We start from the raw sequence: 23,032 nt of genomic DNA, 5'->3' as shown, positions 1-23,032 counted from the left end.
GGACAATTCCTCAACCTCGGGAGTCCTCGGCGCCGCATCGGAATTTGGTGAAGGCCGCGTCATGCAACGAACGGCTGACTGCCGCAGCATCCAGTCACCGTTTGTAACCGTCGCGTGCCATGGACACCTGCTTCAAAACATCTTCTCCGCGTGGCTTCACGCTCGTCGAGGTCCTCGTCGTGCTGGGCATGGTCGGCATCATGGCGGGAGGCGCAGTGCCCTCGTATCTCGCCTACATCAAGAAGTGCCGTGCGCGCGCGGCGGCAGAGGATCTGGCCACGCTCGCGATCAAGATGGAGCAGATCGGGCAACGCCGGTTGCAGTACCAACCGTTCGACGAAGGGACCGCTGCCAGCGCCGGCCTGTTCCCGGGGTGGGAGCCCTCCATGGGCCAGTATTTCTCGTACACGGTCGCGAGCAGCGCCACCGCCTACACCCTGAGGGCCGCCGGGCAAGGCAGTTCGGCGGGCTGCAACCTGGTGCTCGACAGCATCGGCAGGGCGACCTCCAGCAGTGCCTGCGGATTCTCGAACTGGTGAGGAGGCGCTCGTCATCCCTCTCACCGTCGTCCGGTGTGCAGCAATCAGCCGTCGATGTGAAGGGTGACCGTGGTGGCGCCGTAGGTCGGGGTCACCTTGAAGCCGTCGACGGTGATGGCGTCGAAGCGTCCGCTGAGCCGGCTGCCGCTGATGAGCGTCAGCGTGTCGCCGATGGCCGGAGTGGATCCCGACCGGAAGCTGAGCTTGAGGCTGCCGCCCGCGAGCGTGACGATGCCGCCCACGGTCAGCCGGCCGGCCCCGGCGCTGCCCAGGGTCAACGACAGCGTGGTGTTCGCGAGCTGGGTGTAGCCGCCGGCGATCACCAGCGCGGAGGCGGCATTGTTGACGAGCGTGCCGCCGGACACGTAGACGTCGCCGTTGCCGAACGCGGTGGCCGATTCGGCTTGCAGCGTGCCTTCCATCACCTCCGTCCCGCCCGCGTAGCTGTTGCGGCCGCCGAGCTTGAGCGTGCCGCTGCCGCGCTTGGTGAGCTTGCCGACGCCGGCGATGTCGTTGCGCCAGCTGTCCAGCGCGTGGAAGCCGCCCTTGCCGGCGTCCATCGTGACCACCACGTCGCCGCCGAATGCGCCATAGCCATCGGCCGCTGCGAACAGGTTCAGGCGGCCCCAACCCTCGGCATCGTCGAGCAGCGGGTAGCCCGAAGGCAGCGCGGTGGTCTTCAGCACCACGCGGCGCTGCGTGGCGTCGAGGTAGGGAAGGCGGGTTTCGAGCAGCGCCTCGGCGCCCTTGGGCACGACGACCGGCCGGGTCGTGTCGCCGACAGGCTTGAAGCCGTAGGTGAGGCGCCGGAGGTAGTCGGCCTTGTTCCGGTCATGGTCGGCGAAGCGGTCGCCGTCCATGCCTTGCGAGTGCGCAAAGTCGTAAAGCGCGGCCGGGCTGCTCGCGCCTGCCGCCGCCATCAGCGCGGTGTGCGCCTGCCGATAGGCGTCGGCCTTGAGCGTGCCGGTGCTGTTGGTGCCGGTGGCGAGCGACGCGGCCGCGACGGCCTGCGCCTGCACCCGGCCGCCCATCACGTCCAGCGGCGAATGCATGCCGGCAAGGATGCGGTTCTCGCCCAGTTCCAGGCCGCGCAGCAGCAGCTCCTGGTAGCGCTCCGGCACCAGGTAGGCCATGGCGAGCACGTCGCGCGTGCCCTCGGCCGCGTGGCCGCTGTTGAAGCCGCCGTCGGTCGCCGGCGTCGGGCTCTTCACGGGTTCGAGCGAGGCCGGCACCTTCACGCTGCTGCTCCAGCGCCACGGACGCGCGTACTTGAAGTAGCGCTTGGCGGGTTCGGTGGAGCCGTTCTCTCCGATGTTCGACACGAAATCGACGACGCTGCCGAAGTTCGCGTTCGCGCTGCCGCCCACGCCGATGTTGTTGCCCTTGTCGTCGTACTTGACGGTGCCGGCATCGGCGGGGATGTCGACGATGGTCGTGGTCTGCTGGGCCGCCGCACGCCAGGCCGCGGTCAGCGGTCCCAGGCCGTCGGTCACGCTGTAGCCCTTGCCGCGGCGGTCGTCGAGGTACGCCTGGAGCTCCTGCGCGGCGGTGCGGCTGCCCGTGGCACCGATCACGTACTGGATGTTGGCCGCATGCACGTCGGCGTTGAGCACCTTGCCGTCGCTTGCGTCGCCGGGGACGCCGCTCCAGTCGGAGGCCGCGACGGCCGGGAAACTGCCGTTCGCCGGGGCCGACTGCCCTGCATCGACGAACAGGCTGCGGGGCTGCCACAGGTCGAGGAAGGGCCGGAGGACGCGCACGCCGGCATTCGTCTCCAGCGTGGCGTAGCGGGCATCGCCGCGCTGGTTGGTGGCGGCGTTGTCGACGAAGGGCGGCGTGCCGGCTTCGTCGGCGGCGGATGCGCTCTCGGCGTGGCCGACGCCTTGCGGGGCGGCGGGGATGGAGAGCGCGGGCGTGCTGCTGTCGTCGCCGCCTCCGCCGCAGGCTGCCAAGGCGACAGCGACGAGAGATGCGAGCAGTGTTCGGTGATGCAGGGCGAGGGTCATGACACTTGAATGATTGCGAGCGATTGAGGAAGCGAGCGAGCCGCATCGTGTCGTCGCCCGGTGACACACGCATGACATCACGGCGCCGTCATGCAATGGTCAAAAGTGCTCCGCCCCCCGCGGCGGTGATTGCTCCTCTGCGTCGGCGCTGCCCTAGAACGCGTACTGAATCCCGAAAGAGACCAGCACCGGCAGCTGGTAGACCTCTTCGCGGGTCGCGTAGTCGGGGCTGTAGCTGTAGCCCGAGACGTTCTTCCGGTTGTACGCGTTGATCAGCTCGACGTAGTGCGTGAGACGGGGCGACACCTTGCGGTCCAGCCGCAGGTCCAGCCGGTGGTAGGGCGGCACGCGCAGCGAATTGATGGCGCCGTAGACCGGCTTCGTGCGCCCGTCAGGGTACACGCCCGTGCCCACCACCGGCGTGTACGGCGAGCCGGTGTGATAGCTCCACCTGGCCCCCCAGGTCCAGGCGTCCGACTGCTTGTACTGGCCCACCAGCGTGGCGATGACGGGCTGGTCGTGGTCGAAGCGGAAGCTCTCGCCGGTCTGGTCGTTTCGACGCCGTGCCTGCGAGACGCTGAGCGCGAAGAATCCGGTCAGCTTCTCGGGGCCGTCCTTCTTCACCAGCAGCTCCAAGCCGCTGGCCGTGCCGCTGCCGCCGTTGCGGTAGTTCAGCGCCGGGTCGTCGACGGCATAGCCCTTGAAGGTCTTGCGATAGACCTCGGCACGCACCGACCAGCCTGCGTCGAGTGCTTGCGTCACGCCCAGCACGTAGTGCGTGCTGCGCAGGTGGGCGAGCTGGGGGTTGCCGATGTCGCGCAGCGCCTGCTCGATCGGCGGCGGCTGGTTGTGCCGGCCCATGCCTGCCGACACCATGGTGCGCGGCAACAGGTTCCACTCCAGTCCCAGGCGCGGTTCGGTGAAGGTCTGGCGCAGGTAGAAGTCGCGGCTGGCACGCAGGCCGCCGGTGGCCGTCCACTCGGGCGACAGCCGCCACCGGTGATTGGCGTAGGCCTCGGCCTGGTTCTGGCGTGTCTCCTGCAGCGAGACCACGCGGCCGGCGGAGCTGATGTCGCAGTTGGGGTCGAACTCGGTACAGCGCGGGTCCTGGATGTCCAGGTCGAGATCGACGAGGCGGCTGTTCACCGCACCGCCCAGCGTCGTGGCGTGCTCGGGCGTCCAGGCCAGGCGCAGTTGCTCGCGCAGGTAGGTCGTGACCACCTTGGCGTCGTAGAAGCCCGCGCTGCCGATGCGCGTGAAATCGCGCGTGGCCATCTGGCCCAGCGCGAGCTGGTTGCTGGTGGACTGGGCGAAGTCGCCGTCCCAGCTGAGTGCGAAGCTGCTGTAGGACTGGCGCATGCTGCTGTTCCCCAGCAGCACCGGGTCGCGCTGGGCGGCCCTGGAGCCTTCTTTCGTGCTGAAGTCGATGCGGTCGTTTGCCGTGCTGAAGTCCAGCCGCAGGCGATGGCCGGGGTTCAGCTCCCACAACAGCCGGCCCTGCGAGTCGTGGTACACGGGCACGGTCAGGCTGACGCCTTCCTTCTCGTCCTCCACCGTCTTGACGGCCAGGTCGAACCAGCTGCGCCGGCCGGCGACGAAGAAGGACAGGCCGTCGCCGAGGGGCCCTTCGGCCAGCACGCTGGCCCCCAGCAGGCTGAAGTCGAGCTTGCCGCCGAGGCGGTCGGTGCGCGGGTTGCGCAGTGAAATGTCGAACACCGCGCCCACCACGTCGCCGTACTCCGGGCTCCAGGCGGCGCTGGCCAGGTCGAAGCGGCGCATCAGGTCGGGGTGGAAGGTGCTGGCGAAGCCGCCCAGGTGGAACAGGTACCCCACGGGCAGGAAGTCGACGTAGTAGGCGTTGTCCTGCGGACGCGCGCCTCGCACGGCGGGGGCGCTGCTGCTGTCGTCGGTGGTGGTCACGCCGGGCAGGGCCATCACGGCCTTCATCGGGTCGCCGCTGCTGCCGGGGATGCGCGCCAGTTCCTCGCGTGTCAGCGCCTGCCTGCCGGCGGCGTTGTGCACGCGCTTGCCCTGGATCTCGACGGTCTCCAGGCGGATGGGCTCGGCAGGTGCTTCCGCATCCTGGGCCCAGGCCGGGGGGACGCAGGCCAGGGTGACGGCGCCGAGGGCGAGGCGGTGGGGGTGGCGCAGCAGCGGCATGAAGCACGAGAAGCAGTGACGATGGGCGAGATGCTCGCCGCAACCACCTTCGTGCTTGCTGAAGACGGGCCCCCTACGTTCGGGGGAGGTGGATGGTGAAGCTGCAGCCGCACCCGCCGTGGCCGACCTGCAGGTCGACGTCGCCGCCCAGCGAGCGCGCTGCTTCGCGCACGATGGCCAGGCCCAGGCCCGCGCCACGCTCGTCCCCGGACTTGCCGCGCCAGAAGCGCTCGAACACCTGTTCACGCTGCGCGACGGGAATGCCCGGCCCGTTGTCGACCACGCGCAGCTGCCAGCGCGCGGGCTGCACGTCGATGCTCACGTCGACCATCACGCCGCGTCCGCCGTAGCGCAGCGCGTTGTCCACCAGGTTGCTCAGCATCGAATGCAACGCACGCGGGTCGGTGGCCAGCACGGCGTTGTCGGGGCCGCTCAGCGACAGCTCGCTGCCCAGTCCGGCGGCCACCTCGGTCATGCCGGCCAGGGTGTCGCGCGCGACGTTCATCACGTCCACCGGTTCGCGCGGCGCGAGCGCCGTGGCGTCGGCCTGGGCCAGGCGAAGCAGCTGGTGCGCCAGGTGCGAGGCGCGCTCCACCGCGCCCTGCAGGCGGCGTGCGGCCTCGTGGCGCGCCGGGCCCTCGCTGGTCTGCAGCACATGGGCCTGGGTGCTGATGACGGCCAGCGGGGTGCGCAACTCGTGCGCAGCGTCGTGCACGAAGGCCTTTTCCCGGGCGAAGGTGGCGGCCACGCGCTCGAAGAGCCGGTTCAACGCCGTCTGCAGCGGCAGCAGCTCGCGGTAGCCCTTGGGCAGCACGATGGGGCTCGTGTCGGCGGGAGCGCGCACGGCCACCTGGTCCGACAGGCTTTGCAGCGGCGCCAGTGCCGCGCGCAGCGCCAGCCACACCGGCAGCAGGATGACGGGCAGCGTCAGCGCCAGGTAGCCCAGCAGCTCGACGCCGGCCTCGCGTGCGGCCCAGCGCGTGCGCCGCATGTCGTCGTCGAGCAGCGTCACGGTCCAGTGCTGGCCGATGGCGGTGTAGCTGCGCAGCGTGGCGCCTTGGTGCACGGTTTCCGACAGGCCGTCGGGCAGTCGCAGCGGGTCGGCGTCGCCGGGCCGCGCCGCCGGCAGGCGCAGGCCGCCGTCGCGGCGGGACACCAGCAGCAGGGGCCGCGGCTCGCCAGTCGGATCGTTGGCCGCGGAATCGGCCCTGAGGTGCAAGAAGACGGTGACGCCGGCGCTGACGCTGGCGTCGTCGGGCATGCGGTCCAGCGTGCGTGCCAGGCTCTGCGCGTTGCGCAGCAGGGCGCGGTCCAGCTCGCCCGAATCGCGCTTGAGCGCCTCCCACAGGATGAAGCCGAAGAAGGCGAGGAACAGCAGCACGATCACGCTCAGCATCGCCAGCAGCACGCGCCGCTGCAGCCGCGGCGGTCGCGCCGCGGCCGCGCTCATGCGCGGTCTCCGGCCAGCAGGTAGCCGATGCCGCGCACGGTTTTCACGCGCTCCGCGCCGACTTTGCGCCGCAGGTTGTGGACGTGGACCTCGATGGCGTTGAAGTCCAGCGGATCGCCCAGGGGGGCCAGGGCCTGCGCCAGGCGGTGCTTGGGCACCACGCTGCCGCCGGCGCGCGCCAGCGCAGCCAGCACGTCGAACTCGCGCGGCGAGAGGCCCGCCGGCTCGCCATCCACCGTGCAAGAGCGCTGGCGCATGTCGATGGCCAGCGTGCCGATGGTCCATACCGAAGCGGCCTGCTGCGCGGCACGCCGCGTGACCGCGCGCACACGCGCGACCAGCTCGACCACGGCAAAGGGCTTGACGATGAAGTCGTCGGCGCCTTCGTCCAGGCCGGCCAGGCGATCGCCCAGCGCGTCGCTCGCGGTGATGACGATCAACGGCACGGCCAGGCCGTCGCGGCGCCATGCGCGCAGCAGGTCGAGCCCGTGGCCGTCGGGCAGGCCCAGGTCGAGCAGGATGCAGTGATGCCCGCCCGCCAGGGCGAAGCGGTGGGCGTCGCACGCGGTGCGAAGCCATTCGCTGCTGAATCCGGCGCCGCGCAGCGCCTGCTGCAGCGACGCGCCCAGGTCGACATCGTCCTCGATCAGGAGCAGGTGCATCCGCGCGATGGTAGGGCTGGCCGGCTTGGCCGATGCTTAAGAACGGGTCGGGCGCGATGCGCGCGGCACGCGGCGCGTCATTCAGCCGAGCGGGGCGGTGGTGCGGTGGTTCCCCGCACCATCAGCTGCAGTTCCAGCGACCCGATCGGTGTGTCGTTCAGCTGTTTCACGCCCAGTAGCCGAAGCAGTTCCCTGGCGGCGGTACAGCCCATCTCGTAGATGGGTTGCCGAACGGTGGTGGTCGGCGGCACGGAATACGCGGAAGGAGGCAAGCCGTCGAACCCCACCAGCGAGACCTTCCCCGGCACCTCGATGCCTCGATTGAACAAGGCCAGTCGCGCGCCATTCAAAGTCGGGTCATTCGCCGCGAAGACTGCCGTCAGGCCGATGCCGGAGTCCAGCAGGGTCTGCATCGCCTGCATGCCACCCAACTCGGAGAAGTCACCGCGCGCGATGAGGCGCTGGTCTACCGACAGACCGGCATCGCGATGCGCATCCATGTAACCCTGCATGCGGGCGATCGCATCAGGCTGGTATTCGATCCCTGCGATGTGAGCGATTCGACGATGCCCCAACTCGATCAAGTGCCGGGTCGCCATATAGCCGCCTTGGCGCTGGTCGACGTCGAGCGAGCGCAGGCGGGGGCCATGGCATTCGCGGCCGATGACGACAATGGGCTGAAGCTCGGAGAGATCCAGCAACTGCGCGTCGCTGAGCCGTCCACCGATGACCACGATGCCGTCGATCTTGCGCGACATCAGCAGGCGAACGCGTTCCGTTTCGTCACCGTCGCGATTCCAGTGGCCCGAGATCAAGATGGGGGTGTAGCCACTGCTCCTCAGTTCGTCTTCCACGCCCGTGGCTGCACGCGAGGTATAGGGGTTGTCGAAATCCTGCATCAACACGCCAACGGTCATGCTCACCCCACTGCGCAGGCTTTTCGCCACAAGGTTCGGCTTGAAGCGCAGCTTCTTGATCGCGGCTTCGACTGCATCGCGCCTGGACGAGTCGACCTGCCCGTTCAGGATGCGCGACACAGTGCTGGCTGAAACACCCGCCAATCGAGCGACATCCTGAAGGGTCGCACTTTGCTCCGGCGCGCCTCGGTTCGCCAAGCCGCCTTGGCGTCCTTTTCTAGGACTGGTCATTGAAATGCTTGCCCGAAAGGGCGCTCCTTCGCGATTCCTGGGAACGATTGCGCCGAGCAAGTTCCGGCAAGCTGCTGCTTCCGTATCGCGCGTTGGCGCCGACATGGCGAAAAGACCGGCCCGCCGTCTAGTAGTTCACGGTCTGCCGATGATAYGGCACTCACCAATTGACACAGCGAGTAACTTCGCTGCAACATCCATCAGGCTTGCAATCGATTGCAGACCATTTCGAATCTCTGGACTGGACGTTGAACGAATGACGAATACGGATGTACGCTCGACTTGCAGCACCTCTGACGGGCTTGTTCCAGGTCTTTTTTCCCCCAACTTGCAATCGATTGCACGGCTCGCTTTGACCGCGGGTCTTCTTTGCGTGGGGCTGGCGGCTTGCGGTGGCGCGGGCGGAGCGACGGCTTCCGACACGGGAACGCTGGCCGACTATCCCGCAGCGGCGGCGGGCAGCCCGCCTGGCGCCTCGGCGCGAGCCAGCGCCGCTGCAGCGGCATTCGGGCGCGGGGTGAACTTCGGCAACATGCTCGAGCCGCCGAGAGAAGGCGACTGGGGCCTGACCGTGGAGCAACGCTTCATCGATCTGCTCGATGGCGGCACCTTCGACAGCGTTCGGCTGCCTGTCCGGTGGAGCAACCACGCCTCGGCCGATGCTGCGGCAGTGATCGACCCTGACTTCTTCGCACGCGTGGACAGCGTGGTCGACCGCCTGCTGGACAAGGGCGTCTACGTGCTGCTCGACATGCACCACTATCGCCAGCTGGACGGCGACGTGCTGGACGCAAACGAGCGCTTGGTGGATCCCGCCGTGGTGGAAGTGCGCTTCCTCGCGATGTGGCGCCAGATCGCGGCTCGCTACAAGAATCGCAGCGACCGGTTGATCCTGGAGGTTTACAACGAGCCGCACGGCAAGCTGACCGATCGCTGGAACGACCTCATGGCGCGGGCTGTCGGCGTGATTCGCCGCGACAACCCGCAACGCCTGATCGTCGTCGGCCCGACCAGTTGGAACAGCGCGGCCGACCTGTCCAAGCTCGTTCTGCCCAACGACGCCAACCTGATCCTCACGGTTCACAACTACGAACCGTTCGACTTCACCCACCAGGGTGCCACGTGGGTCACACCTGCGCTGCCTGTCGGGCAGAGCTGCTGCTCGGCGGACCAGCTGTCGCGAATGACCTGGGGCCTGGACGTCGCGAAAGCCTATGGCACGAAGATGGGCTACCCGGTCTTCGTCGGCGAGTTCGGGGCGTACTCGGCTGCGGACAGCGCCGCGCGGGCGCGCTACTCGCGTGCCATGCGCGACCTGATCGAGGCCCGCGGCATGAGCTGGCACTACTGGGAGCTGGCCTCGGGCTTCGGCGTCTACGACCCCTCGCGTGCCGGCGCGTTCCGCGCCGACCTGAGAGATGCCCTGTACGGCCGATGAGCACCCGCCTGGCCGTCCACGGCCGGCAGGGCCCGGCGCCTTCGTGTCCATCGTCTCCGTGTTGATTCCCCCGCGTTCGCCACGTCGCGGCGCAACGCTGATCCGTCCGCCCGCCACGTGCAGGCCATCGTCTACCACCCCCACAGCAAAGAAGACCCCATGAACATCGACAACTCCCACCGCATGGCCGCCATCTCGACCCTGTTCCTGCTGCTTGCAGCCTGCGGCGGCGGAGGCACACCCGTGCCGGGTCCCGCGCCTGCGCCGGCGCCCTCCGTGCCGGTCACCATCAATGGACAGGTCGTTGCGTCGTTCACCGCGGCCGACGGCAGCACCGACCAGGGGCGAACTGCCTCGGCATTCGCCTATGCCGAAAAGGGGGGCGACTTGCCCGCGCTGCCGGTGCTGGGTGTCGGCGGCAACATCCTCACCGTCACCAGCAGCTTCAGCAACACCGGCGGCAGCACCTTTGGCGGCGTGGGCATCGATATCCCGCTGCGCGATGCCGATCGCAATCAGGTTCAATCCGGCGCGACCAAGGTGCAGTTCTCGCTGGCATCGACCGGCACCAACAAGACGCTCAAGCTCAAGATCAAGGCGGCGAGCTCGACACCCAACGGTTGCGTGCCGGCGGCCAGCGTGACCGTCACCGCCACCCAGACGAACTACGAGCTGGCCCTGACCGAGGCCAACTTCAAGCTTCCCGACTTCTGCGCCGGCGCAACTGCCACCAACCCTGCGCTGGCCGGCACGCTGGCCAACATCGGGGCCATCGAGGTGTCGGACGAGGCCTTCCCGGCCACCGGTTCCGCCACCGTCGGGATCCATGTGGGAAGCATCGCCTTCGCGCCCAAGCCCGCCACGCCGGCAACCTCGGCCGTGTCGATCACGGGCCCGTTCTCGTTCGAGTACGGCACCGGCGCAACGGGGAACGCCCTCGCCGAAAGCGACTCGGCCTACACGCTGACCGGCAATCGGACTTCAGCCACCGAGTCCTGGGCCGCCACCGTGGCCGTGCTGCCGCTGACCGCGACGAGCGACGTTTCCGGCTGGCCCGCGTTGAGCCTCAACCTGGCCTCCACCAGCAACAGCCAGGTCGTGGTCATGCTGCAGTCGGCCGATGCCGTGGATGACGGCTGCTTCCCGAGCTACGTGGTCACCGGCCTGAGCGGCACCGCCGCGACCCGCGTGATTCCCTTCTCGTCGTTCAGCCTGGCCAACAACCCCGATGCCAGCTGCGCGGCTGCGAGCGCCACGCGTCCCGACACCGCACTCGCGCTGACCAGGCTCAAGCAGTTCCAGATCCGCGAGCTCAAGGGCAGCGCGGGCCTGGATGCGGTGTCGGTGGTCATCGGCAAGCCTGTCCTGCTGTCGGGTCAGTGAACGGCGCGGACCCAACCAACAAGGAGATGACATGAAGTTCGGCCCCTTCCTCGCCCTCGCAGCGTGCGCCTTGCTGGGCGCGTGTGCCCAGTCGCCGGCACCCAAGCCCATGGTCGTTCCACTCGCGTCGCAGGCCGCGGCGCCCAACGTGCCGGCCGACCCGGCGGATCGGTCGTGGGCGACGACGTTCAAGAGCCCGTCACGCACGCCGGAGGGAGGGGTGATCACCAGTTTCGCCTTCTCCGAGAAGCAGGGAGATGCGCTGGTAGCGCCGCTGGCCGTGCACGGCGATGTCCTCGCCGTGACCGGGCAATTCTTCGGCAAGGGCGCCAGCCAGTGGGGCGGTCTGGGGGTCAATGTCGGCGCGCCGAGATCGATCCCGGTGAAAGCCGGCGACTACAGGTTCCTGACGATCCGGCTCAGCTCGGCAACCAGCACCCGCCTGCGCGTGCGGCTTGTCGGTCCGGACGAGGCCACTCAGCGGCTCGGCTGCTACCCGATGGTGTGGCAAGCCGTGAAGCCCGAAGTGGCCGAGTACCGGATTGCGCTGGAGCGCTTCGCCCCCGAAGGCTATTGCGGCCCCAAGGGTGTCGCGCTCAAGCCCACGCTGGAGAATCTGACCGGCATCGAAGTGGCCGAAGCCGCGGCGCCGATGCGTGACCGCACCGTGAGCTTCGGCGTGGGTGCCATCGGGCTGGCTCGCTGAGTCGAGGGGGCAAGCCATGCGCCACCTGAATCACACCACCTTGCTCAGCCGCGGGCTGGCCACCGCATTGGCCGCGCTGGCGCTGGAGGCGACGGCACAGGTGCCGGCCAACATGCCGAATCCGGAAAAGGCCGATGACCAGGCCAAGCGGCTGGCTGACAGCCCGTTCCGCCGCATCCTCGAAGCGGGCCGGGTCGAGGTCAAGCTGCGCCGGGAGGCCGAAGCGCCCGCGGCCGCGGCGCCTCGGCGCGTCACCGTCGCGGCGCCGGCAGCAGCGAAGCCACAGGCACCCCGGACGGCGCCGACCGAAGCACCGGGACCGGCGCCTGCCCCGCTGCTGGCCGTGGTCCCGGCGACTGCCGCGGCGGCGGTTTCCCCTCCACCGGTGACGGTGACCGGGGTCGAGCGCCTCTGGACCGCATTCAACGGCACGACGGCCGCAGTGGAGGGCGGTTTCATCGAGGGGTTGATCTATGCCGAAAGGCCGGGCGACGCGACGCTGGGGGACATCACGGTCCGCAACAACGGCGTGCTCAACATCACGGGACAGTTCACCCCTCGTGGCGGGAGCCAGTGGGCCGGCGTCGGGATCGTGCTGGTCTCGCAGCGACCCGTGGTGGCCACCGAGTACAAGGCGTTGAAGGTTCACCTGGCGGGTCATACGGTGAACAAGCTGCGCCTGCGCCTGGTGGGGAACGACCCGGCCGTTCAGCAACGGGGTTGCTACCCGATCCTGATGCTGCCGGTGAAGCCGCAGGTCACGGAATACCGCATCGAGTTCTCTCAATTCGCGGCGCCTGAGTACTGCGGTGCCGACGGCGTCGACGTCAAGTCGACGCTGGAGGCGCTCACCGCCATCGAGATTGCCGACGCGCCTGAACCCGTGGGGGACCGCGCCGTGAGCTTCAACGTGGGCACGCTGTCGCTGTTGAAGTAGGAGGCCAGCGGCACGCGCCAGCCGCGAGCGTCAACGGGCTTGACACATCATGATCGCTACCGACGACATCCCACGCCTCTACGACCCCGCATTGGCTGAACGAGTGCGACATGGCATTGGCCAGCTGCCCGGCTCGGCCGGCGTGCACGGCTGCGTCGGGTTGCTGGCCCAGAAACTTGCGCAAATCCAGGGTTCGGCCCGGCCGCGGCTGGAGAAGCCGCAGCTGGTGGTTTTCGCCGCCGACCACGGCATCGTGGCGCGGACGGCTTCGGTTTATCAGGCGGATGTGGCGACGCTGCGGGTGCGCAACCTCCTGGCCGGCAACACGGTCGCGTCGATGTTTGCTCGGCGGAACGGCCTGGCGCTGACGGTGATCGACTGCGGCTTGCGCGCCGATTTGGAGCCGCACTTGCAGTTGGTCCGGATCAAGTTGGCGCGAGGTACCTTGGACAGCAGCCGTGGTGCCGCCATGACGGTCGGGCAATGCCGTGCCGCCATGGAGCGCGGCACGCGCCTGGTCACCCGGCTGCCGGGCAATGTGTTGCTGCTGGGAGAGACCGGCATGGGCAACGAGGTTGCTGCATTGTTGATGAGCCGACTCACCGGCATGCCGCTTGCCGAATGCGCGGGCTTCGGCAACCTTGGTCGCACGAGGGAGTTGGCGGTGCTGCAGGGCGCACTGGATCTGCATGTCGGCATCTCCAACCCGGTGGCCGCCCTGACGGCATTGGGGGGCCTGGAGATCGCTGCGCTCGTCGGGGCGGTTCTTCAGGCTGCGCGAGAGCGCCGCGCGATCGTTGTCGGTGGTTTCATCACGACGGCGGCCGTGGCTGTTGCCGCCAAGCTGGCACCAGCACTTCTGGAATGTTGTGTTTTCTCGCATGGCTCGCAGGCGAATGGGCACGCGCGATGGCTGCAGGTGTTGGGCGCCGAGCCTCTGCTCGATGCAGCACTGTGCACGAGCGAAAGCTGCAACGCCGTGCTCGCCTGGCCCTTGCTGAAATCAGCTGAACAGCTGCTCGGCGCAGTGGCCCACGTCGAGTAGGCCCGACGTTGCCTCGACGACTTCGGCTCTTCACTTGTCAGGACATCCAGCGCGTCGGTATCGGCGTCATGCTCCGGCTCGCTCGAGCACCACTGCAATGCCTTGACCGACGCCAATGCACATGGTGCACAGCGCGTAGCGGCCGCTGGTACGGTGAAGCTGGTTGATCGCTGTTGTCGCCAAGCGTGCGCCACTGGCACCCAACGGGTGGCCCAGCGCAATCGCGCCGCCATGGGGATTCACGCGGGCGTCGTCATCAGCCAGGCCCAACTCGCGCAGCACTGCGAGGCCTTGCGCCGCGAAAGCCTCGTTCAGTTCGATCACGTCCATCTGCGCAAGGCTGAGGCCAGTCAACTCCAGCACCTTGCGTGTCGCAGGTGCCGGGCCGATGCCCATGACGCGCGGGGGCACACCGGCGGTCGCCATGCCGACCACGCGCGCGCGTGGCGTCAGGCCCTGGCGCGCGGCGGTGGCCTCGTCGGCCAGCAGCAGCGCGCAAGCACCATCGTTGATGCCCGAGGCATTGCCTGCCGTCACCGTGCCGTTGGGCGTCACGACGCCGGCCAGCCTGGCCAGCGCCTCCATCGAGGTCTCGCGGGGATGCTCGTCTTTTGCGACGACGATCGGGGCCCCTTTGCGTTGCTGGATCGTCACCGGCGTGATCTCGGCATCGAAGATGCCGGCCTTCTGCGCGGCGATCGCCTTCGCCTGGGAGGCCAGCGCCATGCGGTCCTGGGCCAGGCGCTCGATGCCGAACTCGGTGGCCACGTTTTCCGCTGTCTCGGGCATCGTCTCGACGCCGTAGCGTTCCTTCATCAGCCTGTTGACGAATCGCCAGCCGATTGTCGTGTCCTCGATCTTCGTGCTGCGCGAGAACGCCGTTTCCGCCTTGCCCATCACGAAGGGCGCGCGCGACATGCTTTCCACGCCGCCGGCGATCACCATCTCCGCCTCGCCGCTCTTGATGGCCCTGGCTGCCGTACCCAGCGCGTCGAGGCCCGAGCCGCACAGGCGATTGACCGTCGAGCCTGGCACCTCGAGCGGCAAGCCTGCCAACAGCGCGCTCATGCGCGCCACGTTGCGGTTGTCTTCGCCCGCTTGATTCGCACACCCGTAGATCACGTCGGTCACGGCCTGCCAGTCGACACGCGGATGGCGGGCCAGCAACGCGGCGATCGGAATCGCGCCAAGGTCGTCGGCGCGCAGTGTCGACAGAGTGCCGCCATAGCGGCCGAAGGGCGTTCTGATGGCGTCACAGACGAAAGCGTTTCGGGTCATGGCAGTCCTCAAGGCAGGCCGGGCTGTTCGTGCAGCGCCCAGATCCGACTCAGCAGCGCGCGTGCCTGCGCCGCGCCGATCGTGGGCTCGGCAAGTTCGAGAAGTTTTCCTTCGAGATCGGCATCGGACAGCGGCAGCTCCGGATCGCCCTTGCGATCGGGCTGCAGGTGGACGAGCCTGCGGCCATCGCGCAACAGGATCTCGACGCGCGCGCCGCGCCGGCCCGGAAAGGCGGCATCGATGTCACGGTCGAGCGCCTTGGCGATGCGTGTCATCAGTGCACGCGTGGCGGGATCGTTCAGCCGAGGGGGTTCGAAGGCGGCAAGACGCACACTGCCGTGCACCAGCGCCGTCGCCACCATGTAGTGCAGGCTGAACCTGGCTTGGTCTGCATTCTGCGGGTCCACGTGCGGTGCGATGTCCAACGTCGATTGGTAAACGCCCAGGTCCAGCCGCTCGATGTCGGCATGCGTGAAGCCGTGCTGCCGCTGTAGCGCGAGCGCCCCGTCTATCGCAGCGAATGTGTGGCCGCAGCCGATGTGGTTCTTGAAGGTCAGCCGCGTGATGTGGAAATCCTGTCCCAGCGTCGCGCCGATCGCGGACCAGTCCGGCCCGGTGCTCATCGCCCGGCCAAGACCGGCTTCGCCGTCGAGCGCGTCCAGCGAGCTGCGCATGCCGGTCGCGGCAAGCTGTGCTGCGAGGACTCCGGCCTCGGCCGCGCGGCCGGCATGCAGCGGCTTGGCCATGCTCTCATGCCGGAAGGCTTGCTGCAGCCCGGCGGTGAAGGTGGCGGCGATCGCCAGGGCCCGCGCGGTCGCGAGTTCGTCCAGCTGCAGCAGGGCTGCTGCTGCGGCAGCGGCCCCGAAGCTGCCGATGGTGCCGGTGTTGTGCCAGAACTCGTAGTGAGGCCGTCCCATCGCGACGCCGATCCGCGTGGAGAGCTCGTAGCCCAGCACGATGGCACGCAGGAAGGCCGGCCCAGGCGCGTTCACCGACTGCGCCATGGCAAGGGCGGCCGCAATCGTCGCGGCGCCGGGGTGGTACATCGCATCGCGGAAACTGTCGTCGATCTCCGCGGCGTGCGCCGCCGTGCCGTTGTAGAGCGCGGCTGCGCGCACCGTCGCGGCCCGCCCGGCGCCTCGACCGACCAGGCGCGCGCGCCCGCGATCCAGGTCGTCGGCGAGCACCCGTTCGAGCACACCAACGGCCTCCAGCGCCAGGCCCGGGTAGATCGACGCGTACCAATCCACGACGGCACGCTGCGCAGCATGCAGCACGTCCGGGGGCAACGGCACTTTCGCGGAGTCGGCAGCGAAGCGTGCGAGGATCTCGATCGCCGTCATGGTCAAGCCTCCCGTTCCCACAGGTGGTGCAGCTCGCCGCGCACGAAGCCGGGGCCACTGATGCATTCCAGATCGTCGAGATCTGCAGCCAGCGCCGCCTCGCCCTGGCAACGCGCCCAGAACACCGGGCCACCTTCCCAGCGCGGGAAGCCGTAGCCGTGGACCAGAACCACGTCGACGTCGGTGGCGCGCTCCGCGATGCCTTCGGCGAGCAGCAGCGCCGTTTCGTTGACCATCGCGAGCATGACGCGGCGCACGATCTCCGCATTCGTGAAGCTGCGTGCATGGATGCCTTTCTCCGCGCGGCAGGCCTCGACGAGTGCGTGCACTGCCGCGTCGACCTGCGGGCCCTTCAAACCGGCCGCGTAGGCGTAGTAGCCGGCACCGCTCTTGCGGCCCAGTCGCCCCGCCTCGCACAAGCGGTCGGCAATGCGCACGTAGCGCGCAGCGGGGTCTCGGGCGGCTGCTTGTGCCTGGCGCATGCGCCAGGCAATGTCGAGCCCCGACAGGTCGGCCACGGCGAACGGACCCATGGCGAAGCCGAAGGCCTGCAGGGCTGCATCCACTTGCTGCGGCCAGGCTCCTTCCTCGAGCATGAACTCGCACTGGCTGCGGTACGCCGAGTAGAGCCGGTTGCCGATGAAGCCGAAGGCATTGCCGGCAAGCACCGGCACCTTCTTCAACGTCCTGCCCACTTCCAGGCCAGTGGCCAGTGCGTCGACGGATGAGGCCTTCCCGCGCACGACCTCCAACAGCTTCATGACGTTCGCGGGACTGAAGAAGTGCATGCCGATCACATCCTGCGGACGGCTGGTCGCCGCGGCAATGGCGTCCAGGTCCAGGTAGGACGTGTTGCTGGCGAGCACAGCGCCCGGGCGAGCGACGCCGTCCATGCGCTTGAACACTTCGCGCTTGACGCCCAGGTCCTCGAACACCGCCTCGATGACGAGATCCGCTTCAGCGAGCAACTCCCAGTTCAGGCTTGCACTCAGCCGTGCCTGGCTGGCGGCCGCAAACGCCGCTTTCATCCTGCCGCCGCGCACGCGCTCGGCGAAATGCTCGTGAATGCGCGCCGATCCGCGCTGCAATGCCGCGGCGTCCTGCTCCAGCAGCAGCACCTCGTAGCCGGCTTCAAGCATGGCGATCGCCATGCCCGAGCCCATCGTGCCGGCACCAATGACTGCCACGTGCCGAACCCGGCGCGGCGCGGCACCGTGCAGCAACGGGTGCTTCGCGCTTTCCCGCTCCGCGAAGAACTGGTGGCGCAGCGCGGAGGCTTCGCGGGTGACGCGAAGCCGCTGGAACACCGCGCGCTCGTCGGCCAGCGCCGCATCGATGGGCGTGGCGGCCGAAGCGATGATGGCCTCGATCGCCGCCTGCACAGCCGGACGCTGCTTGCCCGCTTTCAGGGCTGCCTCGCTCGCCAGCGCGACCGCCACCGCATCGCTCGCGGGCACCGGCAGGTCGCGGATGCGCCGCTTGCGCCCGACGAGGCGCCGCGCATGGGCGACGGCTGCCGCGCGCAGCTCGCCTTCGGCGATCTCCTCGATGATGCCGGCCTCTCGCGCCGCGTCGGCAGGAAGGCGTTCACCGCTGCAGATCATCTGGATGGCGCGCGTGATGCCGACCAGCCGCGGCAAGCGCTGCGTGCCGCCCGCGCCGGGGATCATCCCCAGCGTCACCTCCGGCAGCCCCAGCACGGTGCCGGGCGCAGCGACGCGGGCATCGCAGCCCAGTGCCAGCTCGAAGCCGCCGCCGAGCGCGGCACCGTGCAGCGCAGCGACCACGGGTTTGCCGCAGTTCTCGATCGCGGCGATCACGGCTGGCAGCTGCGGCGCGGCCAGCGGCTGTGCGAACTCGCGCAGGTCGGATCCGGCGATGAAGGTGCGGCCCGCGCCGACAAGCACCGCGCCCTGCAGGGTCGTGTCGACCTGAAGCTCGTGCACCGCCTCCAGCAGGCCCTGCCGAACCGCCGCCGACCCGGCGTTGATCGGCGGGTTGTCGATGATGACGACGGCGATGTCGCCATCGCGCTCCACGCGCACCCGGGTGTCCGTCATGGTCGTCGCCTCTCTCTCAAGCCAGCACGGCCACGCCGTCGGCGGCCCGCACGCCTTGCCCGATCGGCAGCACGAAGACCGGGTTGATCTCGGCCTCGACGAGCCGATCGCCGAGTTGTGCCGCCATGCTGGAGAACGCGACGATGGCATCCACCAGCGCCTCGACATCGGCCTTCGGGCGGCCCCGAAAACCGTCCAGCAGCGGCCACGTCTCGAGCTCCCGGGCCATCGCCAGCGCATCGGCACGGCTCAGGCCCCCGTGGGGAGGCAGCAGTCGCAGCGTGGTGTCCTTGAACAGCTCGGCTGCGACGCCACCCATGCCGAGCATCACCGCGGTACCGAGTGCATCGCGGTGCATGCCGAGAATCAGTTCCACACCGTCGCTGACCATTTCCTGCACCAGGAAACGTGCGGGCCGCACCCCCGACCTGGCCTCGACCTCGGCCGCCATGCGCTCGAGCCGCTCGCCGATGGCCTGCCGCGTGAGGCCTACCGCGACGCCTCCGACATCGCTCTTGTGCGTGATCTGCGACGAGAGAATCTTCAGCACCACCCGATCCCCCAGCGCTTCAGCCGCCGCTTCGGCTTCTGCCGGCGTGATGACGATGCGCTCGGCGGTGCACGGCACTCCGAAGCGGGCGAAGAGCTCCTTGGCCCGGGCTTCGTCGAGCGGGCCGTCGGGCAGGTCGTCGGTGGCGACGGCAACGGCCGGGGGGGAGGGAGGGGACGCCTCCTCGGCTCGACCCTGGAAGTCGTTCACGCGCAGCATGCCCATCAGCGCCGCGGTGCAGCTCTCGGCGACCGGGAAGGCGGGTACGCCGCAGCGCGTGAGCAGCGCACCGACGTCGGGTGCGTGCGGGCTGACGTAGGCGATCACGGGCTTGTCGCTTTCGGGCAGGCAGTCCTGGATCGCACCGGCCATCAGCTCGGGCTGTGCCAGGCTGGAAGAGCCGACGATGATGACCAGTGCGTCATAGCCCGGGCTCGCCAGCAGCGCGCGGATCGCACCGCGCAACAGGTCGGGCCGCAGGCCGGCCAGCGTCACGTCGATCGGATTCCGGTCGAGCACGGCCTCGCTGCCGCTCTGCAGCGCGCGCAAGGCGTCGGCCGTCGCCGCGTCAGGCGCCGGCGTGTCGAACCCTGCCACACCGAGGTCATCGGACACGAGCGTGCCAGCACCGCCGGTGGACGTGAGGATGGCAACACGGTTCCCACGCAGCTTGCGGCCGGTGGCCAGCGCGGCGGGCACGTCCAGCAGGTCGGCGAAGCTTTTGGCGCGGATCACGCCGACCTGCCTGAAGAGGGCGTCGTACATGCGATCGGCGCCGGCCATCGCTCCGGTGTGGGAGACCGCCGCCTGGGCACCCGCCTCGGAACGGCCGATCTTGAACGCCACGACCGGCTTGCCGGCACGCGCCGCCTTGAGACACGCGGTGCGGAACTTGCCCGGGTTGCGGACCGTTTCGATGTACAGGGCGATGACCTGGGTGGCCGGATCGTCGGCCAGGTGATCGATGAAGTCGGCCAGTTCGAGGTCGACCTCGTTGCTGGTCGAGACCAGCTTCGACAGCCCGATGCCGCGCGCAGCGGCGCGCGACAGAAGCGACCCGAGGATGCCGCCGCTCTGCGACACGACGCCGATGCTGCCGCGCGGGAACTCGTCCATCTCCAGCGCGCCAGTGGCCGACAGCACGATGGAGTCGGTGAGGTTCACCAGGCCGATCGTATTGGGGCCGAGGATGCGCATGGACCCGGCAGCCTCCACCAGCTGCTTCTGTCGGCGTGCCCCTTCCTCGCCGGTCTCGGTGTAGCCGCTGGCCAGCACGATGGCAGCCGCACAGCCTCGTGCGGCCAGGTCACGCACCGCGAGGTGGGCCTGCTGCGCCCCCAGCAGCACGATGCCGACGTCCGGCACCTGGGGCAACGTGGCCACGTCGGGGTAGCACGTCAGCCCGCCTATCGTGCCGGCCTTCGGATTGACCGGATAGATGGCGCCGGCAAAGCCGTGCTTCTGCAGGTACGCCACCGGACGGCCGGCGGTCTTCGCGGGGTCGGCCGAGGCGCCGATGACGGCGACGCTGCGGGGTTTGAGCAGGCGGGAGATCGCGTCCACGGGGTTCACTCCTTGGCGGCCGACTTGGCGAGGAAGGCTTCGACCGCGGCGCGGTGCTCGCTGCTCGTGTAGCAGATGCCTTGGGCCTGGCTGCCCTGCGCGAACACCTGGTGCGACGACAGCTCGAAGCTCTGGTTGAGGATGGTCTTGGTCAGCGCCAGCGCCGTCGACGACGCCTGGCTCAGCTCGGCGGCCCAGGCCTGCGCGTCGGCCAGCAGCGTTCCGGCGCCGGTCTTGCGGTCCACGATGCCCAATGCCACCGCCTCGTCCACCTTGACCTGGCGGCCGGTGAAAATCAGCTCCTTGGCCTTGGCCAGGCCGACGCGGCGAGGCAGGAAGTACATGCCGCCGCCGTCCGGAACGATTCCCCGCAGCACGTAGCTCCACGCGAAGCTGGCCCATTCGCTGGCGATGATGAAGTCGCAGGCCAGCGCCGTGTCCGCGCCCAGGCCCGACGCGGCGCCGTTGACCGCCGCGATGACCGGCTTGGGCATGGTGTTCAGCAAGGCCTGCGTGTGGTGCACCCGCTGTTGGCGGTGCCAACCATTGAAGCCGACTTCGCCGGCGGGCGCGTTCATGCGCCTTTCCATGCCGCTGATGTCGCCGCCGGCGCAGAAGCCCTTGCCGGCACCCGTGATCACGAGGGCCTTGATCGCCTTGTCGGCGGCCACCTGCTCCAGCGCGCGGATGAACTCGGTGCGCATGTCGTCGCTCATCGCGTTGCGCTTGTCGGGCCGGTTGAACGTGATGGTCGCGATCGCGTTGTCGTCGACCGCCAGGTCGATGAGGGTGAAATTCATGAGGTTCTCCGTGGCTCAGGCGTCAATCCGCCTTGATGTTGTTTTCCTTGACGATCTTTCGCCAGCGCGCCTCCTCCGCCTTCACGTAGCGGTCGAGCCCCGCCGGGTCGCTGGCGACCACGGTCAGGCCCTCTTGCTCGATCTTCCTGGCGAACTCGGGGCTGTTCGCCGCCTTCTTCGCGGCCGAGTTCAACTTGGCGATCACGTCGGTGGGTGTCCCGGCAGGCGCATACAGGCCATACCAGCTTTCGACCTGGTAGCCGGGGACCGCGTCGGCGATGGGCGGCACGCCTTCGAAGGCCGCCGAACGGCCCGCGGTGGTGACGCCGATCGCCCGCAGCTTGCCGCTGTCGACAAAGGACGACACTGCGGCCGCGGTGCCGAAGATCATGTCGACCTGGCCGCCCAGCAGATCGGTGATGGCCGGGCCCGCACCCCGGTAGGGCACGTGGGTCATCTGCACCTTGCCCAGGTTGGTGAACATCTCGCCCGCCAGGTGAGCGGACGTGCCATTGCCCTGCGAGGCGTAGGTGAGCTTGCCGGGTCGGGCCTTGGCGGCGGCAATCACGTCCTTCGCGGTCTTGTAGGGACTGTCAGCGCGAACCACCAGCACGTTCGGGCCTTTGCCGATCAGCGAGATGGGCGCGAATGCCGCCTCGTAGGAAAACGGCAGCTTCGGCACCATGCTCGGATTGATCGCGTGCGCGAAGGTCGCGATGACGATCGAGTAGCCGTCGGCCGGGCTCTTGGCGACGTTGTCGGTGCCGATGATGGTGCCGGCACCCGGCTTGTTGTCGACGATGACCTGCTGACCCAGCTCCTTGCCCATCCCGGCTGCCAGCGTGCGCGCGATGATGTCCGTCCCGCCACCGGGGGCGAAGGGCACCACCAGGCGCACCGGCTTGTCCGGAAAGGTCCCCGCGAACGCCGGCGACACGGCCATCGTGAGCGACAGGAAGAAGCCGGGTGTCCGCAGTCGCAGCGGAAGAATCGGGCCGAACATATGTCTTGTCTCCGTGATCGTGTTGGTGGACCGAGCATAGGCAGGAGCCCCTGGAACTACACTGGGTCAATTCCATTGCGTGGAATTGAGTCAGGGGTTTACCCGATGCCGAATCCATCACCCACACACGGACGCCGAACCCCCGGAGGCTCACCACCCAACCGTTCGCTGGAGCGCGGCATCGAGATTCTTCGGGCCTTCCGGCCCGGCCTGGAGGTGCTGGGCAATGGCGAGTTGTCCGAACGAACCGGGTTGCCGAAATCGACGGTCAGCCGGCTGACCCAGACACTGGTCGCGATGGGAATGCTGCAGGCGGAATCCGCGCTGCGTGCGTATCGCCTGGCTCCGGCCGTGCTGAGCTTGGCTCATGCGATGCGCTCAGGCTCCCGCATCCTCGGCGTGGCTGCACCGAGGATGCGTGTCCTGGCCGAACGCGAGCGCCTGAACGTGGGCCTCGCAGCCCCCGATCGCGACGAGATGGTCTACCTCGAGTCCATCCGCTACGCCCGCCGCGTCGCCTTTCGCACCGTGGTCTCGGGCCAGCGCATTCCGATGGAGCTGACCTCGCTGGGTCGTGCCTATCTCGCGTCTGCCGCCGAGAACGAGCGCGAGTCGCTGATGGGCATCTTCTCGCGGCGGCGGCGTGGCCAGTGGACGGCCCTGAAGGCGGAGATCGACCTGGCGGTCCGCCAGGTGCGCGACGAAGGCTGGTGCGCCGCCGCCTGGCAGCCCGAGGTGGTCGCCGTCGCCGCGCCGGTGGCGACACGAGACGCCATCCTAGTTCTCAACCTGAGCCTGTCCACCACGGATCCACTGGAAACGGTGGCTCGCCGCCTGGCGCCCAAGCTGCTGGCGTTGCGCGACGAGACGCTGATGGCGCTCGACAGATTGGCAGACGAGCGCGTACCGTGAACGGGCCGTGCCGGGCAGGGCCGGTTGCCTTGCTGCGAAAGGACGGGGC

18 protein-coding genes are annotated in these 23,032 nt (G+C 68.8%); 7 read left to right on the top strand and 11 right to left on the bottom strand.

What is annotated here, in order from left to right; all coding sequences use genetic code 11:
• Positions 1 to 119: 119 nt before the first annotated feature.
• The gene (locus AC1DYN_RS03400; RefSeq protein WP_477957691.1) at positions 120 to 539 is read left to right on the top strand and encodes a type IV pilin protein; all 420 of its coding nucleotides are present in this window, start codon (positions 120 to 122) and stop codon (positions 537 to 539) included.
• A gap of 44 nt (positions 540 to 583) precedes the next feature.
• On the opposite strand, the gene AC1DYN_RS03395 is transcribed toward AC1DYN_RS03400, so the two are convergent.
• The 5 genes from AC1DYN_RS03395 to AC1DYN_RS03375 form a co-directional block, all read right to left on the bottom strand.
• A complete protein-coding gene (locus tag AC1DYN_RS03395) occupies positions 584 to 2,545 on the bottom strand; it encodes an autotransporter-associated beta strand repeat-containing protein (protein WP_477957690.1) in 1,962 nt (653 codons plus the stop codon).
• A gap of 153 nt (positions 2,546 to 2,698) precedes the next feature.
• Positions 2,699 to 4,705 carry a TonB-dependent receptor plug domain-containing protein gene (locus AC1DYN_RS03390; RefSeq protein WP_477957689.1) on the bottom strand — a complete coding sequence of 669 codons (2,007 nt, stop codon included), beginning with the start codon at positions 4,703 to 4,705 and terminating at the stop codon, positions 2,699 to 2,701.
• A 73-nt stretch (positions 4,706 to 4,778) separates the two neighbouring features.
• Positions 4,779 to 6,155, bottom strand: coding sequence for a sensor histidine kinase (locus tag AC1DYN_RS03385; protein ID WP_477957688.1), 1,377 nt, complete (start codon positions 6,153 to 6,155; stop codon positions 4,779 to 4,781).
• Positions 6,152 to 6,817: a response regulator gene (locus AC1DYN_RS03380; protein ID WP_477957687.1), complete on the bottom strand. Its 666-nt coding sequence runs from the start codon at positions 6,815 to 6,817 to the stop codon at positions 6,152 to 6,154. The genes AC1DYN_RS03385 and AC1DYN_RS03380 overlap by 4 nt, the downstream gene beginning before the upstream one ends.
• 77 nt (positions 6,818 to 6,894) lie before the next feature.
• Positions 6,895 to 7,965, bottom strand: a complete 1,071-nt coding sequence (locus tag AC1DYN_RS03375) for a substrate-binding domain-containing protein (protein WP_477957686.1) — start codon at positions 7,963 to 7,965, stop codon at positions 6,895 to 6,897.
• A gap of 328 nt (positions 7,966 to 8,293) precedes the next feature.
• On the opposite strand from AC1DYN_RS03375, the gene AC1DYN_RS03370 reads away from it, so the two are divergent.
• The 5 genes from AC1DYN_RS03370 (at position 8,294) to AC1DYN_RS03350 (ending at position 13,474) form a co-directional block, all read left to right on the top strand.
• Positions 8,294 to 9,403: a glycoside hydrolase family 5 protein gene (locus AC1DYN_RS03370; protein WP_477957685.1), complete on the top strand. Its 1,110-nt coding sequence runs from the start codon at positions 8,294 to 8,296 to the stop codon at positions 9,401 to 9,403.
• A gap of 159 nt (positions 9,404 to 9,562) precedes the next feature.
• The gene (locus tag AC1DYN_RS03365; protein ID WP_477957684.1) at positions 9,563 to 10,786 is read left to right on the top strand and encodes a hypothetical protein; all 1,224 of its coding nucleotides are present in this window, start codon (positions 9,563 to 9,565) and stop codon (positions 10,784 to 10,786) included.
• Positions 10,787 to 10,817: 31 nt separating this feature from the next.
• Positions 10,818 to 11,492, top strand: a complete 675-nt coding sequence (locus AC1DYN_RS03360; protein WP_477957683.1) for a hypothetical protein — start codon at positions 10,818 to 10,820, stop codon at positions 11,490 to 11,492.
• A gap of 16 nt (positions 11,493 to 11,508) precedes the next feature.
• On the top strand, positions 11,509 to 12,429 hold the full coding sequence (locus tag AC1DYN_RS03355; protein ID WP_477957682.1) for a hypothetical protein: 921 nt from the start codon (positions 11,509 to 11,511) through the stop codon (positions 12,427 to 12,429).
• A 49-nt stretch (positions 12,430 to 12,478) separates the two neighbouring features.
• Positions 12,479 to 13,474, top strand: coding sequence for a nicotinate-nucleotide--dimethylbenzimidazole phosphoribosyltransferase (locus AC1DYN_RS03350; protein WP_477957681.1), 996 nt, complete (start codon positions 12,479 to 12,481; stop codon positions 13,472 to 13,474).
• 66 nt (positions 13,475 to 13,540) lie between these two features.
• On the opposite strand, the gene pcaF is transcribed toward AC1DYN_RS03350, so the two are convergent.
• From pcaF to AC1DYN_RS03320, 6 genes are read right to left on the bottom strand one after another with little or no spacing between them, the layout of a single operon-like run.
• Positions 13,541 to 14,752, bottom strand: a complete 1,212-nt coding sequence (gene pcaF / locus AC1DYN_RS03345) for a 3-oxoadipyl-CoA thiolase (RefSeq protein ID WP_477957680.1) — start codon at positions 14,750 to 14,752, stop codon at positions 13,541 to 13,543.
• Between the two features lie 8 nt (positions 14,753 to 14,760).
• Positions 14,761 to 16,095 (bottom strand): MmgE/PrpD family protein, encoded by a 1,335-nt coding sequence (locus AC1DYN_RS03340; protein WP_477957679.1) that lies wholly within the window; start codon positions 16,093 to 16,095, stop codon positions 14,761 to 14,763.
• A 2-nt stretch (positions 16,096 to 16,097) separates the two neighbouring features.
• The gene (locus AC1DYN_RS03335; protein ID WP_477957678.1) at positions 16,098 to 18,155 is read right to left on the bottom strand and encodes a 3-hydroxyacyl-CoA dehydrogenase NAD-binding domain-containing protein; all 2,058 of its coding nucleotides are present in this window, start codon (positions 18,153 to 18,155) and stop codon (positions 16,098 to 16,100) included.
• A gap of 16 nt (positions 18,156 to 18,171) precedes the next feature.
• The gene (locus AC1DYN_RS03330; RefSeq protein WP_477957677.1) at positions 18,172 to 20,268 is read right to left on the bottom strand and encodes an acetate--CoA ligase family protein; all 2,097 of its coding nucleotides are present in this window, start codon (positions 20,266 to 20,268) and stop codon (positions 18,172 to 18,174) included.
• Between the two features lie 5 nt (positions 20,269 to 20,273).
• A complete protein-coding gene (locus AC1DYN_RS03325) occupies positions 20,274 to 21,068 on the bottom strand; it encodes an enoyl-CoA hydratase/isomerase family protein (RefSeq protein ID WP_477957676.1) in 795 nt (264 codons plus the stop codon).
• A 22-nt stretch (positions 21,069 to 21,090) separates the two neighbouring features.
• On the bottom strand, positions 21,091 to 22,011 hold the full coding sequence (locus AC1DYN_RS03320; RefSeq protein WP_477957712.1) for a tripartite tricarboxylate transporter substrate binding protein: 921 nt from the start codon (positions 22,009 to 22,011) through the stop codon (positions 21,091 to 21,093).
• Positions 22,012 to 22,176: 165 nt separating this feature from the next.
• Here AC1DYN_RS03320 and AC1DYN_RS03315 point away from each other — a divergent pair, with 165 nt between their 5' ends.
• Positions 22,177 to 22,983: an IclR family transcriptional regulator gene (locus AC1DYN_RS03315; protein WP_477957675.1), complete on the top strand. Its 807-nt coding sequence runs from the start codon at positions 22,177 to 22,179 to the stop codon at positions 22,981 to 22,983.
• The last annotated feature ends 49 nt before the right edge of the window (positions 22,984 to 23,032 follow it).

The organism is Rhizobacter sp. P2_D12, assembly GCF_056404395.1.
The sequence above is the reverse complement of the archived record's forward strand: the minus strand, read 5'-3'. Positions and strand labels throughout refer to the sequence as shown.

What these genes read in the sequence shown, in the direction of transcription:
- AC1DYN_RS03400 (WP_477957691.1), top strand. Translation starts at nt 120, where the DNA reads ATGGACACCTGCTTCAAAACATCTTCTCCGCGTGGCTTCACGCTCGTC.
- AC1DYN_RS03395 (WP_477957690.1), bottom strand. Translation starts at nt 2,545, where the DNA reads ATGACCCTCGCCCTGCATCACCGAACACTGCTCGCATCTCTCGTCGCT.
- AC1DYN_RS03390 (WP_477957689.1), bottom strand. Translation starts at nt 4,705, where the DNA reads ATGCCGCTGCTGCGCCACCCCCACCGCCTCGCCCTCGGCGCCGTCACC.
- AC1DYN_RS03385 (WP_477957688.1), bottom strand. Translation starts at nt 6,155, where the DNA reads ATGAGCGCGGCCGCGGCGCGACCGCCGCGGCTGCAGCGGCGCGTGCTG.
- AC1DYN_RS03380 (WP_477957687.1), bottom strand. Translation starts at nt 6,817, where the DNA reads ATGCACCTGCTCCTGATCGAGGACGATGTCGACCTGGGCGCGTCGCTG.
- AC1DYN_RS03375 (WP_477957686.1), bottom strand. Translation starts at nt 7,965, where the DNA reads ATGACCAGTCCTAGAAAAGGACGCCAAGGCGGCTTGGCGAACCGAGGC.
- AC1DYN_RS03365 (WP_477957684.1), top strand. Translation starts at nt 9,563, where the DNA reads ATGAACATCGACAACTCCCACCGCATGGCCGCCATCTCGACCCTGTTC.
- AC1DYN_RS03360 (WP_477957683.1), top strand. Translation starts at nt 10,818, where the DNA reads ATGAAGTTCGGCCCCTTCCTCGCCCTCGCAGCGTGCGCCTTGCTGGGC.
- AC1DYN_RS03355 (WP_477957682.1), top strand. Translation starts at nt 11,509, where the DNA reads ATGCGCCACCTGAATCACACCACCTTGCTCAGCCGCGGGCTGGCCACC.
- AC1DYN_RS03350 (WP_477957681.1), top strand. Translation starts at nt 12,479, where the DNA reads ATGATCGCTACCGACGACATCCCACGCCTCTACGACCCCGCATTGGCT.
- pcaF (WP_477957680.1), bottom strand. Translation starts at nt 14,752, where the DNA reads ATGACCCGAAACGCTTTCGTCTGTGACGCCATCAGAACGCCCTTCGGC.
- AC1DYN_RS03340 (WP_477957679.1), bottom strand. Translation starts at nt 16,095, where the DNA reads ATGACGGCGATCGAGATCCTCGCACGCTTCGCTGCCGACTCCGCGAAA.
- AC1DYN_RS03335 (WP_477957678.1), bottom strand. Translation starts at nt 18,155, where the DNA reads ATGACGGACACCCGGGTGCGCGTGGAGCGCGATGGCGACATCGCCGTC.
- AC1DYN_RS03325 (WP_477957676.1), bottom strand. Translation starts at nt 21,068, where the DNA reads ATGAATTTCACCCTCATCGACCTGGCGGTCGACGACAACGCGATCGCG.
- AC1DYN_RS03320 (WP_477957712.1), bottom strand. Translation starts at nt 22,011, where the DNA reads ATGGCCGTGTCGCCGGCGTTCGCGGGGACCTTTCCGGACAAGCCGGTG.
- AC1DYN_RS03315 (WP_477957675.1), top strand. Translation starts at nt 22,177, where the DNA reads ATGCCGAATCCATCACCCACACACGGACGCCGAACCCCCGGAGGCTCA.